The sequence below is a fragment of the Streptomyces sp. NPDC014801 genome, assembly GCF_043082085.1.
Classification (GTDB): Bacteria; Actinomycetota; Actinomycetes; order Streptomycetales; family Streptomycetaceae; genus Streptomyces.
Genome location: NZ_JBIBXG010000001.1, coordinates 434,036 through 449,697 on the forward strand (window position 1 = coordinate 434,036; position 15,662 = coordinate 449,697).

The following is a 15,662-nucleotide window of genomic DNA, read 5'->3' on the forward strand; positions in this document are numbered from 1 at the left end:
CTCAACGCTCCGCGGGCTCGGTGGACTGGTCGGGGTGCGCGAGTTCCAGCATCCGGGAGATCACACGCTCGGCGGCGTGGCCGTCGTCGAGATCGCAGAACACGTCCTTGAACTCCCGGTAGGCGTCCGTGTAGGAGCCGCTGATCCGCTCGATGTCGGCGAGCGCGTCGATGAGTTCGTCCGAGGTCTGCAGCAGTGGACCGGGGGCCTTCTGTTCGAAGTCGAAGTAGAAGCCCCGCAGCTGGTCGCGGTAGTACTCCAGGTCGTACGTGAAGAACAGCATGGGACGGCCGGTGTTCGCGAAGTCGAACATCAGCGACGAGTAGTCGGTGACCAGCACGTCGGTGATCAGGAACAGCTCGGCGATGTCCGGGTAGCTGGACACGTCGAAGACGAAGCCGTCGCCGGCGCCGGGCACCGCGTCGACGATGTTCGAGTGCTTGCGCACGAGCAGGACGTGGTCGTCGCCGAGGCGCTCGGCGGCCTTCTTCACATCCAGGCGCATGTCGAACTTGTAGTTGCCGGCCCGGTAGAACTGGTCGTCGCGCCAGGTCGGCGCGTACAGCACGACCTTCTTGTCGGCCGGCAGGCCGATCCGCTCGCGCACGCTCTTGGCCAGCTCCTCCGTCTCGCCGGAGAGCAGCACGTCGTTGCGCGGGTAGCCGGACTCCAGGATCTCGCCCTCGAACTGGAACGCCCGCCGCATGATCGGCGTGGAGAACCGGTTGGGGGAGATGAGGAAGGACCAGCTCGGCGTCTCCTCGGCGACCTTCTGCAGGTACTTGCGGTCGGCGAACTGGACGCTGTCGATGTCGTGGCCGATCCGCTTGAGCGGCGTGCCGTGCCAGGTCTGCACGATGACCTGGCCGTCCCGGCGGCGGATCCAGTGCGGCAGGTGCGTGTTGGTGACGATGTAGCGGCTGCGGCCGAGCGCCTCGTACCACTCGCGGCTCCAGCGCCGGATGACCTTCACGCCCTCGGGGATCTCGGCGCGCAGGTCCTCCACCACCCACACGTGCTCCAGGTCCGCGCCCTGGCGCAGCAGCTGCTCGTAGACCGCGCGCGGCGAGTCGGAGAACTGGCGGCCGGAGAACGACGCGTACAGCACGGTGTCGGTGAGCGGCGCGGTGCGGGCGTGCGCGTACACCTTGGTGCGCAGCTCGCGCTGGCGGAACCAGCCGACCTCGCCCGGGGCGAGGTCCGAGGCGGCCTCGATCAGCAGCCGGTCGAAGAAGCGGTGGGTGAGCGTGTAGTCCCGGCCGCGCACGGTGAAGTCGACGGGCAGGGCGTCCAGCGCGGACGGCACGGCCCGCACGGGCACCTCGACGCGGGAATCGCCGGTGCGGGCGAACAGGTACCAGCGGCCCTGGCGCAGCGGCACCTTGCTGATGCTGTCCGGCACGGGCAGGAACTCGGCGGTCAGCCGGCCGTCGGCGACGGTCGCCGGGTAGGCGTGCTCCTCGGCGTGCCGGCTGTGCCGTACGACGATCTCGACCGGCTCGTCGACGTGCGTGGGCAGCGTCGCCGTGAACGCGATGCGGCCCTCGGGCGTGACGGAGATCTCGCCCGCCATCGGCTGCACGGGCTGGGTGCGCAGCACCAGGCGGCCGGTGCCGTCGCTGGTGACGGCGATCGCGCGGGCGCCCCAGGCGGCGGTGGGCAGGCCGTCCACGGAGTGCTGGCGGCCCAGGTCGCCCTCGGCGGCGTCCACGGCGACCGGGAAGCGGCGCTTGCCGCCGACGGCCAGCTCGGCCGCCCACTTGTCGGACTGGTGCAGGTTCTGGCTGTCGCGGCCCTCGACGTCCAGCTCGGCGAGCGGCACCCGCACGGAGAACGTCCCGCCGGCCTCCCGCCGCACCGGCAGGTCGAGGGTCGCCTCGGAGGTGCCGTGGGTCAGGCGCAGGGTGAGCGGCGCGTCACCGGTGGCGGCGTCGTGGCCGAGCGTGCCGGTCAGCACCAGGTGGCCGTCCTCGGCCCGGTGGCCGGTCAGCCGCGCGCGCACCCGCTCCACCCGCAGGTAGAGGTGCTCGTCGGAGATGTACGGCACGACCCGCACGTCCTTGTCCACCCAGAACGGCGACGGGGACTGCGCGCTGCCGGTCTCGCCGGCCTTGAGCCGGGTGCGGCGCACGATGCCCTGCTGGACGGTGGTGACGGTGAGCCGCCACACGGCGTCCCGCCAGCCGCCGCGCGCCTTGAGCTTGGCCGGGTTCAGGTCGGCGGTGAAGCCGGACCAGTCGTAGTTGTGCAGCGACTGGCCGGAGGTCTGCGTGGCGCGCAGCGCGCGGGCCTGCCCGGGCTTGACCAGGACGGTGCGGCGGCTGCCGACCTCGCGCAGCATCAGCACGCGCAGCGCGGTGCGCTGCGGCCGCTCGGCGGCGAGGTTGCGGATGTAGGCGTGGCCCTCGATGTGCAGCTTGCCGTCGCGCCAGACCAGGGCCTCGGCGCGGGCGCGGGCGGAGAAGTCGTTGTCGACGCGCAGCACCGAGCGCGGCACGGGCTTCTTGCCGCGGTCGAGCACCGGGTAGTCGGCGAAGTGCCGCAGGCCCTGGCGGACCACGGGGACGGCCCGGCCGGTCTCACGCTCGTAGGCGAGCAGTTCCATCAGCTCGGTGAGGCGGCCCTCGCCGATCAGGTGGCACTTCAGCCGCAGCGCGACGGGCAGCCGGGGGAAGACGGCGTCGTCGACGCGGCTGAGGAAGTCGGCGGCGCCGCTCATGAACAGCTCGCGGAACTCGTCGCCGGCCTCGTCGAGCACGCCCATGAACAGCGGCAGCTCGTCGGTGATGAAGATCTCGTCGTACCAGCGCTTGTGGGCGACGTACTCCTCGCCGGGCTGGGAGGCGAGGAAGCGGCTGACCCGGTCGCAGGAGCGGATGCGGTCGCGGACGTTGACCGGCTCGGTGCGGCGCTGGGTGATGGAGGGGGCGCCGCCGGTGCGCTGGCGCCACAGGTAGATCGGCTCGCCGAGCACGTCGACCGCGGAGGCCAGGAAGTGCGCGGGCAGGGTGACCGGGGCGTCCTCGTAGAGGATGCCGGGGAACTCGAAGGCGTGCCTGTCCCAGAACGAGCGGCGGAAGACCTTGTTCCAGGCGGTGCGGTCGTAGACGAGGTTCTTGTCGCGGCTGATGTGGGTGCGGGTGCGGTCGGTGCGCAGCCGCTTCTCGTGCAGCGGGGAGGGAAGGACCTCGCCGGCCTTGAGCAGGTTGACGTTGCCGCTGACGAAGTCCGAGCCGGACGCCTCCAGGCTGGCGATGCACCGCTCGTAGGCGTCGGGCAGCACGACGTCGTCGCTGTCGACGAACGCGAGGAACTCGGTGCCCTCGGACAGGTGGGCCACGCCGGTGTTGCGGGCCGGGCCGAGGCCCTTGTTCTCCTGCGCGACGACGCGGATCCGGTCGTCCTTCGCCGCCCACCTCTCGGCGATCGCCAGGCTGCCGTCCGTGGAGCCGTCGTCCACGACGATTGCCTCCCAGTCGGTGAACGTCTGGTCCGCGATCGACTGCAGGCACTCGTCGAGGAAGAGTTCCACGTTGTACACGGGAACGACTAGTGACAGACGGGGAGGCATCTGCGGTACTGCGCCTTTCTCAGGTTCGTAAGTGTCCGGCGGTGACCGGACCCGCCGGACACGGTAGCTCTAGCCCCGCGCGATGCGGCTCGGACGCTCCGCCGGAAGGGTCACCGGCGGGACGTCCTCCTGGTTCAGGAAAACCCTGCGTACCACACGCTCCGCCGCCCGGCCGTCGTCGAACTCGCAGAACCGCCTGCGGAACTCGGCGCGCGCCTTGGCGGAGGTGTCGTCGCACCAGCGCCCCGTGAGGAAGACGTCCAGGAGGTCCTGTTCGGTTTCCACCACGTGGCCGGGCGACTCTACGTGAATGTCGAAGTACGTGCCCCGGGTGGCCCGGTACACCTCCCAGTCGTTGGCGAACAGGACGATCGGCCGGTCCAGCAGCGCGTAGTCGAACATCAGCGAGGAGTAGTCCGTCAGGAGACAGTCTGCCGCCAGGTACAGCTCCTCCACCGACGGGTACCCGCTCACGTCGACGACCGGCGAGCCGTCCGCGGCGCCCGGGCCGGTGCCCAGGTTGAAGTAGTGCACGCGCGCGAGCACCGTGAAGCCGTCGCCGAGCCGCTCGGCGAAGTGCTCCAGGTCCAGCAGCGGCTTGGGCACGGCCTGGTAGTCGCGGTGGGTCGGCGCGTACAGCACGACCTTCTGCCCCGCGGCGAGACCGAGTTTGGCGCGGGCCCGCGCCCGGTCCTCCTCCGTGGCGTTGACCAGCACGTCGTTGCGCGGGTAGCCGTAGTCGAGGGAGGTGTACTCGGCCGGGTAGGCGCGGTTCCAGATCGCGGTGGTGAAGCTGTTGGCGGAGATGCTGTAGTCCCAGCGGTCGATCCGCTTGATCAGCGTCTCCATGTCGAGATCGGCCTGGCCGATCGGGTAGTCGACGAGGTCCACGCCCATCCGCTTGAGCGGCGTGCCGTGATGGGTCTGTACGAAGATTTGACCCGGTCGTTTGACGACCAGCGTCGGAAAATTGACGTTGTTGACCAAGTATTTGCTGCGGGCCATCGCCTTCCAGAAGCCCCACGAGCCCGGTCGCACCACGGTGGTCCCGGCCGGCGGCGTGTTGCGCGCGCCCGGCTTGAGCACCCACGTGGTCTTCACGTGCGGGGCGAGCTCCAGCAGCTTCTGGTGGATGGCCGCCGGGTTGCAGGCGTAGTCGGCGTTCCAGTACGCGGCGAAGACGGCGGTGTCCTTGCGCACCGGCAGCATCCGCTGGCCCCGGTAGTACGCCCGCAGCACCACCGAGCGCACCGGCTTCTTCAGCCGGCGGGCGGCGCGGTAGGCGCGGCGCGCGACGGGACGCAGCCGTCCCGGGAGCCGCTGGGCGAGGCGGCGCCTGGCCGGCGTGGCCGAGGCGGTCTTCGGCGCGCGGTAGCCCTCGGGGCGGCGGGCGCGCTCGGCGTCGAGCCGCCGGGCGCGGAACTCGGCGCGCGCGTCGGCGGGCAGCCGTCCCGGCATCCGCTCGATGACGCCCAGGTGGAAGGTCATGCGCTCGTACAGCGGTCCGCGCCAGTGGTCGAACTGCGGGTGCTGGTCGAGGAAGGAGAAGACCAGGTCGTACTGGTCGAAGACGTCGAAGTGCTTACGGCTGGAGGAGGACAGGATCGAGCCCTGGCGGCGCTGGCGGTAGTGCACGCACACCCGGTCCAGCAGGGCGATCGTCTCCGCGGCCACCAGCACCGGGTACGTCCACGGGGTGTCCTCGTAGTAGCCGGCCGGGTACTCGAAGCCCCAGCGCTCCACGAAGTCGCGGCGGTAGGCCTTGTTCCAGGCGACCTGCAGCAGCTGCAGCAGATCGGGGTGGTCGTCCAGGCGGAAGGCGCCCCGCGGGCCGTCGGAGAGCACCGACCGCTTGGCGTTGGGGGAGACCCGGCCGTCCCAGTAGGTGCGCTCGTAGTCGAAGACCAGCAGCTCGGGGTCGCCGGTCTCCTCCAGGCGGCGCGCGATGGCCTGCAGGGAGCCGGGCAGCAGCGTGTCGTCGCTGTCCAGGAAGATCAGATAGGTGCCCCGGGCGCGGGCCATGCCGGCGTTGCGCGCCCGGCCGAGCCCCACGTTCTGCTCCAGCTGCACCGCCACCACGCGCGAGTCCAGGCCCGCGTACTCGTCCATGATCGCGCCGCACGCGTCGGGTGAGGCGTCGTTGACCGCGATGACCTCGAAGTCCGTGAAGGACTGGCTGAGCACCGAGTCGAGACAGTCGCGCAGATAGGCCTCGACCCCGTACGCCGGCACGACGATGCTGAACCGGGGCGTGGCGCTGTCCTGGGCTTGCGTGGGAATCATGTGGGCTTTGCGCTTTCGGAGGGGGGAAGCGGGGCGCGGTGCCGCGGGGCGGGAGTGGGGGGCGGGCAGCCGCCCGCCCCGGGGCGGGACGTCACTCGGATCTGGTCAGGGCGTACCTCAGCAGACGGCGCGTGGCGTCGGACTGCTTGTGGCGCAGCGCGCCGGGCAGCATCGTCAGGGCGTGCAGCCGCATGGACAGGTGCCGCCGCGCGGACCGGGCGGCCTTGGGCCAGCCGTGGCGGTCCAGCTCGTCGGCCACCTCGTTGAAGAACCGTACGGCCTCGCCGAAGCGGGCGCCGGTGACGGCCTCCGCCGAGGACAGGCTGCCGGAGTGGCGCCGGTAGCGGAACGCCGGGGTGGGCTCCACGACCAGCTTCTCGCCGCGCCGGATCAGCTCGATGATCAGCGCGAGGTCCTGGATGACCGAGAGGTCCTCGCGGAAGTTGACCGCCTTGACGGCGTCGGCGCGCCACAGGATCGACGGGAAGTACAGCCAGTTCCCGCCGAGCAGGTTCGCGGCCAGCGGCTCGCCCGACAGCACCAGGCGGCGGCCGTTGTGCTTGGGCGCGTACAGGCGCCGCTTGACCTCGTCGCCGAGCGAGGTGGAGGGGTTGCCGTGCTCGTCGATGACCTCGACGCCGGGCTGGTAGATCGCCGCGTCCGGGACGGCCTCGACCGCCGCCCGCATCGTCTCGACGTACGTCGGCAGCAGCAGGTCGTCGCTGCCGAGCATGGTGAAGTGCGTCGACTCCACCAGCTCCACGCACTTGCGGAAGTTGCGGGTGATGCCGAGGTTCTGCTCGTTGCGCAGGTAGCGCACGCGCTCGTCGCCGAGCGAGGCGAACCACTCCGGGACGCCCGGCTCGCGGCCGTCGTCGACGACGGTGAGCCGCCAGTCCTTGTCGGTCTGGTCCAGCACGCTCTGCACGGCTGCCTGCATCAGGGCGGTGTCGCCGTAGTGCGGCAGCATGATGTCCACGGTCCGCACGCGCGTCACTTCCCGTTCCGGGCGGGCTTGAGGACCGAGCGGCGGCTGAACGCGAGCAGCAGGATCATGCCGATGCGGCCCAGGTACAGGGTGGCCTTCAGCGGGGACTGGCTCGGGGTGCCGGTGGTGCGCGGGCGCATCGCGACGGGCACCTGCTCGACGCGGTAGCCGGCGCGGATCACGGCGATCGTGGACTCCACGGTGTCGCCGAGGTACTCGACCGGGTACCAGCGGGCGAACACGTCGATCAGGTCGCGGTTGGAGGCCCGGAAGCCGGAGGTGACGTCGGTCAGCCTGGTGCGCGCCATGCGGGACAGCCAGAACGCCAGCACCAGCATCGCCCAGCGGCGCGGGCCGCGGGCCTGGTACTCGCCGGTGCCGGCGAACCGGGCGCCCATCACGAGGTCGGCGCCGGCGTCGAGGCGGGCGAGCAGCTCGGGCACGTTGCGCGGGTCGTGCTGCCCGTCGGCGTCGACCTGGATGGCGACGTCGTACTCGCGGTCGTGGGCGTACTTGTACCCGGCGCGCATGGCGCCGCCCACCCCGAGGTTGTACGGCAGCTTCAGCACCGTCGCGCCGGCCGCGCGGGCGACCGCGGCGGTCTCGTCCGCGGAGCCGTCGTCCACGACGAGGACGTCGGCGCCCGGGAGGGTGGCGTGGACCTCCTTGATGACGTCGGCGACGCCGTCCGCCTCGTTCCACGCGGGCATGATGATCAAAACGCGCTTGCCGTCGATCACTTGGTCTCCCCCTGTTCGGCGGCGGAAGCGGAGGACGCGGAGGGGGTCTCCGACTCGGCGAGACGGGACCGCAGCTCCTGGACGTCGATACGGAGCAGCGCCACCTCTTCGGAGAGGGTGCGGCCCTCCTCCTCCAGATGTCCGACTTCCCAGCTCAGCTGGAGCGAGACGATGAAGAGGAAGACCACGCTCAGGAACAGGATGAGGCTGACGCCGGAACGGACCCCGACGACGCGGGCCACCGAGTCCAGACCCGAGGGGAAGAACCCGAGCGGAATGATCACCAGTCCGGTGAGCACCCACAGGAACGCGTACTTCTCCTTGAGCTTGCGGCGCCGCAGCAGCTCCACGATGCACGTGACGAGGACGACTCCGGTGACCGAAGTCAGCATCCACAACTGCATACCGCACTCCGGTGTATCGGACGACTCATGGAAAGGGCCTGTCTACTCTTCCAGGGGTGTACCAGGGGATAGCGGCTGCTGAGGGACCCACCCGACCGGAACTCCGCTGCACGCGGAGGGACGGTTACGAAGAGTGATGAAATGGCGGTCACCCTATGAGCGCACCGGGCGGTAGCTTACACGAGCGCGAATGGCGAGTGACATACAGATGGCCACCGTCAGTGACCCTGCCGTATAGGCCACTTCGACCCGTGTGCGCAGGTCCAGCGGGCTCAGCGTGACCCCGATCAGCACCGCCGTGCCCAGCACCCAGGACAGCAACTGCAGTCGCGCACCGTTACTGGTGAGCAGCGCCTGTCCCAGCACCATGGCCAGCATGTACAGCGTCGTACCGGCCGACAGCCAGGCGAAGTCCGTGGCCCCGAGCACATCGGGGGCGCCGAACACCGTCGGCAGCATCGCGGGTCCGAGCGCGACCGCGCCCAGTCCGCCGGCGACGCCGAGCCCGGCCGTGATCGACGCGGCCCGCAGCAGCAGCCGGCGGTAACCCTGCGTGTCCCCCTCGGCCGCCGCCGACGACAGGCCCGCGAGCAGCGACACCTGGAAGGCGCCGAAGACGAACAGCGGCACCCGGGCCAGCACCAGCGCCGACAGCAACGCCGCGACGAGCGCGTCGTCGTCGGTGGAGATCACCTTGGTGCTGATCACCGCGATGTTGACGAGCAGCTGCGCGAGCAGGGTCGAGCCGACCAGCAGCCCGAGGTGCTCGATCAGTTCCCGCCAGTGCGCCTGCGACCCCGGCTTCGCCCCCTGGAACACCGGCTTGAGCGTCGCCAGTACGGCCAGCAGCGGGGCCACGGTGAGTACGGCCGCGAACGCGAACGGCGAGGTCACGCCGGCCACCGCCAGCGCCCCCGACAGCACGATCCGCAGCACCCCGTCCAGGCCCAGCTGCATGCCGTACGCCTGGAAGCGGCCGAGTCCGGCGAGGATGCCGCGCGTCACGTAGGCCACCGCCAGCGCGGCGAAGGCACCGGCGAGGGAGTACACGAGGCTGGTGTCGCCGTGGAAGAACAGGTCGGCGATCCAGCCGGCGAACGCCACGAGCGGCACCAGCACCAGCGCCAGCAGGCTCGCGGAGAGCGCGGCGCCGCGCCGCAGCACCGGCAGCACCCCGTCACCGTGCACCACACGCGCGGCGACGATCCGGGTGATCTCCTGCTCGACCGGGAAGAACAGGCCAAGCCCGATGGAGAACACCACCGTCCACAGCACCGAGAAGCTCGCCATGTCGTCGACGGCGAGCGTGTGGCCCGCCGCCGCGAGATGGACATAGCTGGCGACGCCGAGCACCGCGGTGCCGGCGCCGACGAACGCGGTGCCCTGCGGCAGTGCCGTGGTGATGCGGTCGAGGAGGCTCACGCGCGCGTCCGCTCCTCGCCGGCCATCACCTTCAGCGCCTCGGCCAGCTGCTCCCGCCAGTGCGGCTGCACCGCGACGCCCGCCTCGGCCCACCGCTCGTGCGCGAGCACGCTGTAGGAGGGGCGGCGGGCCGGCCGGACGAACTTCTCCGACGTCGTCGGCCGCACCCGCTCCGGGTCCAGACCGGTCAGCTCGAACGCGGCCCGGGCCAGGTCGAACCAGGTGCCCGTGCCCGAGGCGGTGCCGTGGTAGACGCCCGCCGGGGCCCGCCCGGCCAGGGCGGCCTCGGCGAGGTCGGCGATCTGCCGGGACAGCGCGACCGTCCAGGTGGGCTGGCCGCGCTGGTCGTCGACGACCTCCACGGTGTCGCGCTGCGCGGCCAGCTTCAGCATGGTCGCGACGAAGTTGCGCCCGTGCGCGCCGTACAGCCACGCCGTGCGCACCACATAGCCGCGCTCGGGCAGCAGCTCGGTCACCGCCTGCTCACCGGCCAGCTTGCCGCGGCCGTAGGCGTTGACCGGCGCGGTGGGCGCGTCGTGCCGGTACGGCTCGGTGGCGTCGCCGGGGAAGACGTAGTCGGTGGAGACCTGGATCAGTACGGCACCGCTGCCGGCGCACGCCTCGGCGAGCACCCGGGGGCCCTCGCCGTTGACGCGGGTGGCCGCGGCCTCCTCGGTCTCGGCGCCGTCCACGTCGGTCCACGCGGCGGCGTTGACCACCACGTCGTGACCGGCGACGGCCGCGCGCACCGCGTCGGCGTCGGTGATGTCCAGCCCGTGCCGCGTCACCGCGTTTACGTGCAGCCCGCGCCCGCCGAGGACGTGGGTCAGATCACGGCCGAGCATGCCGGCCGCGCCGGTGATGAGGACCCGGGTCATGCCGTCAGCGCCGCCTTCTCCTTGAGCGGCTCCCACCAGGCGCGGTTGTCGCGGTACCACTGCACGGTGTCGGCCAGGCCCTGCTCGAAGGTGACGAGCGGCTTGTAGCCCAGCTCCTCCTGGATCTTGGCGATCGACAGGGAGTAGCGCAGGTCGTGGCCCTTGCGGTCCTCGACGTGCTCGACCATGTCCCAGCCCGCGCCGCATGCCTGAAGCAGCAGCCCGGTCAGCTCCTTGTTGGTGACCTCGGTGCCGCCGCCGATGTGGTAGACCTCACCGGCGCGGCCGCCGCGCAGCACCATCTCGATGCCCCGGCAGTGGTCGGACACGTGCAGCCAGTCGCGCACGTTCAGGCCCTCGCCGTACAGCGGGACCTTCTTGCCGTCCAGCAGGTTCGTGGTGAACAGCGGGATCATCTTCTCGGGGAAGTGGTACGGCCCGTAGTTGTTGGAGCAGCGGGTGACCACGACGTCCATGCCGTGCGTGCGGTGGTACGACAGCGCCAGCAGGTCCGAGCCGGCCTTGGAGGCCGAGTACGGGGAGTTCGGCGCCAGCGGCCAGTCCTCGGTCCACGAGCCCTCGGCGATCGAGCCGTACACCTCGTCGGTGGAGACGTGCACGAACCGGCCCACGCCGTGCCGCTTCGCGGCGTCCAGCAATACCTGCGTGCCCAGCACGTTCGTGGTGACGAACGGCGAGGCGTCCATGATCGAGCGGTCCACGTGGGACTCGGCGGCGAAGTGCACCACCGCGTCCTGGCCGCGCATCACGTCGTCGACGGTCGCGAAGTCGCGGATGTCGCCGTGCACGAACGTGTAGCCGCTCTTGCCGGCCACCGGGGCGAGGTTCGCCTCGTTCCCGGAATAGGTCAGGTTGTCCAGCACGGTGACCTGGGCACCCTCGCCGGAGGGCAGCTCTCCGAGAAGCAGGGCGCGCACGAACTGTGAACCGATGAATCCGGCGCCGCCGGTGACGAGAATCTTCATAAGGCCCACTATCCTAGGCGCAGCCGTGAGGCCTCCCGTTCGGTGCCGGCTGGGTGCCCGTTGGGTCCTGGTTGGATGCGTGTTCGGCCGCCGTTCCGTGGCCGTTCTCACCCCCGTCTCACCCAGTGGATGGCCGGGGCGGTCATCCGCCTGCCGTAGGCTGCGTGCCCATGCGTGGAATTGTGCTCGCCGGTGGTACCGGCTCCCGTCTGTGGCCGATCACCCGTGCGGTGTCGAAGCAGCTGATGCCGGTCTTCGACAAGCCGATGATCTACTACCCGCTGTCCACCCTGGTCATGGCCGGGCTGCGGGACATCCTGGTCATCACCGGTCCCGACGAGCGCCCCCAGTTCGAGCGGCTGCTCGGCGACGGCTCCGACTGGGGCCTGAACATCGAGTTCGCCACGCAGGACAAGCCCAACGGCATCGCCGAGGCCTTCGTCATCGGCGAGGAGTTCATCGGCGACGAGCCCGTCGCGCTGATCCTCGGCGACAACATCTTCCACGGCGTCGGCCTCGGCCGGCAGCTCGCCAAGTACTCCGACCCGGAGGGCGGCGTCGTCTTCGCGCACGCCGTCTCCGACCCGACCGCCTACGGCGTCGTCGACTTCGACGAGGACGGGCGCGCCCGCTCCATCGAGGAGAAGCCGAAGAACCCCAAGTCCCGCTACGCGGTGCCGGGCCTGTACTTCTACGACAGCCGGGTCGTCGAGATCGCCCGGAACCTCACCCCCAGCGCCCGCGGCGAGCTGGAGATCACCGACGTCAACGCCTACTACCTGGAGCGGGGCGAGCTGCAGGTCTCCGTCCTCGACCGCGGCACCGTCTGGCTGGACACCGGCACCTTCCAGTCCCTCGTCCAGGCCTCCGAGTACGTCCGCGTCGTCGAGGAGCGCCAGGGCATGAAGATCGGCTGCCTGGAGGAGGCCGCCTGGCGCGCCGGGTTCATCGACGACGACCGGCTGCGCGAGCTGGCCGAGCCGCTGACCAAGAGCGGCTACGGCAACTACCTCCTGGACCTGCTCGACCACGAGTCCGGTCGCGCCTGAGAGCCGGCGAAGAAGTAAGGGGACACACGTCATGAAGGTCAACCCCCTCGGCATCGAGGGCGCGTGGGAGTTCGTCCCGCAGCAGCACGGCGACGCCCGCGGACTGTTCCTGGAGTGGTACAAGGCCGAGCGCATGGCCGAGGCCGTCGGCCACCCGCTGAACCTCAAGCAGGGCAACCTCTCCGTCTCCGCCGCCGGCGTGGTGCGCGGCATCCACTTCGCCGACGTGCCGCCCGGGCAGGCCAAGTACGTCACCTGTGTGCGCGGCGCCGTGCTCGACGTCATCGTCGACGTGCGGGTCGGCTCGCCCACCTTCGGGCAGTGGGAGGCCGTCCGCCTGGACGACCAGGAGCGCAAGGCCGTCTACCTCTCCGAGGGACTCGGCCACGGCTTCTGTGCGCTCACCGACGACGCCACCGTCACCTATCTGTGCTCCGAGGGCTACGCCCCGCAGCGCGAGCGGACGGTGTACCCGCTGGACGCGACGATCGGCATCGAGTGGCCGGTCGAGGGCGAGCCCGAGCTGTCCGCCAAGGACGCCCAGGGACCGACGCTCCAGCAGGCGCGCGAGGCGGGCATCCTGCCGGTGTACGAGGAGTGCCTGGCGTTCCGGGCGTCCCTCGCCGAGCGCGACTGAGCGCTCACGTTCGGTTCACGCATGCTTACGGTGCGCAGACACCCGGCTGTTAGGGTGCGCGGATGACCTGGCTGATCACCGGCGGTGCCGGCTACATCGGTTCCCACGTCGTCAAGAGCATGACCGAGGCGGGTGAGCCGGTGGTCGTCGTGGACGACCTCTCCAGCGGCGACCCGCGCCGGCTGCCGCCGCAGGTCCCGCTGGAGCGCGGCAGCGTGCTCGACCGCGCCTTCCTCGACCGTGTGCTGCGCGAGCACGCGGTCGAGGGCATCGTGCACCTCGCCGCGAAGAAGGCGGTCGGCGAGTCCGTCGAGAAGCCCCTCCTCTACTACCGCGAGAACGTGACGGGGCTTCAGATCCTGCTGGACGCCGCGGTGTCGGCGGGAGTGCGCAGCTTCCTCTTCTCCTCCTCCGCGTCCGTCTACGGCACACCGCCCACGGAACTCGTCACCGAGGACACCCCGCTCGCGCCGCTCAGCCCCTACGGCGAGACCAAGACCGCCGGCGAGTGGATGGTGCGCGCCACCGGCCGCGCCCACGGCCTGGCCACGGCGTGCCTGCGCTACTTCAACGTCGCCGGCACCGCCGAGCCGGCGCTCGCCGACACCGGCGTGTTCAACCTCATCCCCATGGTCTTCGAGCGGCTCGACGCCGGTCTGCCGCCGCTGATCTTCGGCGACGACTATCCGACGCCCGACGGCACGTGCGTGCGCGACTACATCCACGTCGCCGACGTGGCCGACGCCCACCTCGCCGTCGCCCGCCGGCTCGCCTCGGGCGCCGGCGACCTCGTCTACAACGTCGGCCGCGGCGAGGGCGTCTCGGTCCGGGAGATGATCCACCTCATCGGCGAGATCACCGGCCACGGCATCCCTCCGCAGATCACCGACCGCCGCCCCGGCGACCCCCCCAAGGTGGTCGCCACGGCCGACCGCCTGATGACAGACCTCCCCTGGAAACCCCACCACGACGTCCCCAGCATGATCACCTCAGCCTGGCAAGCCCGAAAAACAACCCAGCGCTGACCGCAAGTCACGGGGCCACTCCCCAGGTAGCTGCGGGCACTCGCGCCGCCGGACCGGCGCCCACCCAGCAGCGGCCGAGTCACCGTCCGCAGCCACGGGCATCCGATCCGCCGTAGCTGCGGGCAGTCGTGCCGCTGGGGCGGCACGGGTGGGCGCAGCGGCACCCCGCACCGCCGGGCAGCGCACCCACGGCGTCCACGAAGCCACTGGGCAACCGGCACCGCCGGGCAGCGCACCCCACGGCGTCCACGAAGCCACCGGGCAACCGGCACCGCAGGGCAGCGCACCCCACGGCGCTCACCAAAACGCCGGGCGCCGCACAACGAGGGCCACCGCACCCCACGGCGCTCACCCCCCGCCCCGCACCGCAGGTCCACGCTGCGAAACACCCGCGCACCCACCCCCCAAGCTCGCGTAGATTTTCCTTCCCGGCACGCCGCGCCCCACAGACGCGGCCCGAGGAAGCGAGTGAGGACGGCGCAGGTGGCAGTGGCAAGGCAGGACGTGACCGACGCCCGGAGGATCGTCGTCAAGGTGGGGTCCTCCTCGCTGACCACGGCCGCCGGCGGCCTGGACGCCGACCGCGTCGACGCCCTCGTGGACGTGCTCGCCAAGCACCGCAGCGGCGGCGAGAAGGAGATCGTCCTGGTCTCCTCCGGCGCCATCGCCGCCGGCCTGGCCCCCCTCGGCCTGCGCCGCCGCCCCAAGGACCTGGCCCGCCAGCAGGCCGCCGCCAGCGTCGGCCAGGGCCTGCTCGTCGCCCGCTACACCGCCTCCTTCGCCCGCTACGGCGTCCGCGTCGGCCAGGTGCTGCTGACCAGCGACGACATGAGCCGCCGCACCCACCACCGCAACGCCTCCCGCACGCTGGACAAGCTGCTGGCGATGGGTGCCTTCCCGATCGTCAACGAGAACGACACCGTCGCCACGGACGAGATCCGCTTCGGCGACAACGACCGCCTCGCCGCCCTGGTGGCCCACCTCGTCCACGCCGACCTGCTGGTCCTGCTGTCCGACGTGGACGGCGTCTACGACGGCGACCCGAGCAAGCCCGGCACCTCCCGGATAGCGGAGGTGAAGGGCCCGCAGGACCTCGCGCACGTGGAGATCGGCAGCGCCGGCAAGGCGGGCGTCGGCACCGGCGGCATGGTCACCAAGGTCGAGGCGGCCCGGATCGCGGCCGCCGCCGGCATCCCGGTGGTGCTGACCAGCGCCGTGCACGCCGCCGACGCGCTCGGCGGCGGCGACACCGGCACCTACTTCCACCCCACCGGCCGCCGCTCCGCCGACCGGCTGCTGTGGCTGCAGCACGCCTCCACCCCGCAGGGCTCCCTCACCCTGGACGACGGCGCGGTCCGTGCGGTCGTCGAGCGCCGCACGTCGCTGCTGCCGGCCGGCATCGCCGCCGTCGACGGCGACTTCAGCGCCGGCGACCCGGTCGAGCTGCGCGACCGGCAGGGGAAGCCGGTGGCCCGCGGCCTGGTCAACTTCGACGCCAAGGAGATCCCCCGGCTGCTCGGCCGCTCCACCCGGGAACTGGCCCGCGAGCTGGGCCCGGCGTACGAACGCGAGGTCGTACACAGGGACGACCTGGTGTTGCTGCAGCCGTAAACCGGGTCGAACGTGCCCGTAACCGGGGTCGAAACGTCCGCTTCCGCGGGCGACGTTCCGCAAAACCG

Annotated in this window: 12 protein-coding genes; 4 read left to right on the forward strand and 8 right to left on the reverse strand. The window is 71.2% G+C overall.

Annotated elements, in window-relative coordinates:
* Nucleotide 1: 1 nt before the first annotated feature.
* The 8 genes from ACF1AL_RS01880 to rfbB all read right to left on the reverse strand — a co-directional run bounded on the left by ACF1AL_RS01880 (nt 2) and on the right by rfbB (nt 11,272).
* On the reverse strand, nt 2-3,571 hold the full coding sequence (locus ACF1AL_RS01880) for a CDP-glycerol glycerophosphotransferase family protein (protein ID WP_391825326.1): 3,570 nt from the start codon (nt 3,569-3,571) through the stop codon (nt 2-4).
* A 69-nt stretch (nt 3,572-3,640) separates the two neighbouring features.
* Nucleotides 3,641-5,854: a CDP-glycerol glycerophosphotransferase family protein gene (locus ACF1AL_RS01885; protein ID WP_391825327.1), complete on the reverse strand. Its 2,214-nt coding sequence runs from the start codon at nt 5,852-5,854 to the stop codon at nt 3,641-3,643.
* Between the two features lie 91 nt (nt 5,855-5,945).
* A complete protein-coding gene (locus ACF1AL_RS01890; protein ID WP_391825328.1) occupies nt 5,946-6,842 on the reverse strand; it encodes a glycosyltransferase family 2 protein in 897 nt (298 codons plus the stop codon).
* A gap of 5 nt (nt 6,843-6,847) precedes the next feature.
* A complete protein-coding gene (locus ACF1AL_RS01895) occupies nt 6,848-7,582 on the reverse strand; it encodes a glycosyltransferase family 2 protein (protein WP_386419382.1) in 735 nt (244 codons plus the stop codon).
* Complete coding sequence (locus ACF1AL_RS01900) at nt 7,579-7,974, reverse strand: DUF2304 domain-containing protein (protein ID WP_366834543.1); 396 nt, start codon at nt 7,972-7,974, stop codon at nt 7,579-7,581. Before ACF1AL_RS01900 ends, ACF1AL_RS01895 begins: the two co-directional genes overlap by 4 nt.
* 165 nt (nt 7,975-8,139) lie before the next feature.
* Nucleotides 8,140-9,408 (reverse strand): hypothetical protein, encoded by a 1,269-nt coding sequence (locus ACF1AL_RS01905; protein ID WP_366834544.1) that lies wholly within the window; start codon nt 9,406-9,408, stop codon nt 8,140-8,142.
* A complete protein-coding gene (rfbD, locus tag ACF1AL_RS01910; protein ID WP_391779193.1) occupies nt 9,405-10,286 on the reverse strand; it encodes a dTDP-4-dehydrorhamnose reductase in 882 nt (293 codons plus the stop codon). Before rfbD ends, ACF1AL_RS01905 begins: the two co-directional genes overlap by 4 nt.
* Complete coding sequence (rfbB, locus tag ACF1AL_RS01915; RefSeq protein ID WP_366834546.1) at nt 10,283-11,272, reverse strand: dTDP-glucose 4,6-dehydratase; 990 nt, start codon at nt 11,270-11,272, stop codon at nt 10,283-10,285. Before rfbB ends, rfbD begins: the two co-directional genes overlap by 4 nt.
* 170 nt (nt 11,273-11,442) lie before the next feature.
* Here rfbB and rfbA point away from each other — a divergent pair, with 170 nt between their 5' ends.
* From rfbA to proB, 4 genes are all read left to right on the forward strand, one after another.
* On the forward strand, nt 11,443-12,321 hold the full coding sequence (gene rfbA / locus ACF1AL_RS01920; protein ID WP_366834547.1) for a glucose-1-phosphate thymidylyltransferase RfbA: 879 nt from the start codon (nt 11,443-11,445) through the stop codon (nt 12,319-12,321).
* 31 nt (nt 12,322-12,352) lie between these two features.
* The gene (gene rfbC, locus ACF1AL_RS01925) at nt 12,353-12,958 is read left to right on the forward strand and encodes a dTDP-4-dehydrorhamnose 3,5-epimerase (RefSeq protein WP_366834548.1); all 606 of its coding nucleotides are present in this window, start codon (nt 12,353-12,355) and stop codon (nt 12,956-12,958) included.
* Between the two features lie 62 nt (nt 12,959-13,020).
* A complete protein-coding gene (galE, locus tag ACF1AL_RS01930) occupies nt 13,021-13,983 on the forward strand; it encodes a UDP-glucose 4-epimerase GalE (protein ID WP_391694837.1) in 963 nt (320 codons plus the stop codon).
* A 504-nt stretch (nt 13,984-14,487) separates the two neighbouring features.
* Nucleotides 14,488-15,594, forward strand: a complete 1,107-nt coding sequence (gene proB / locus ACF1AL_RS01935; protein ID WP_366834706.1) for a glutamate 5-kinase — start codon at nt 14,488-14,490, stop codon at nt 15,592-15,594.
* The last annotated feature ends 68 nt before the right edge of the window (nt 15,595-15,662 follow it).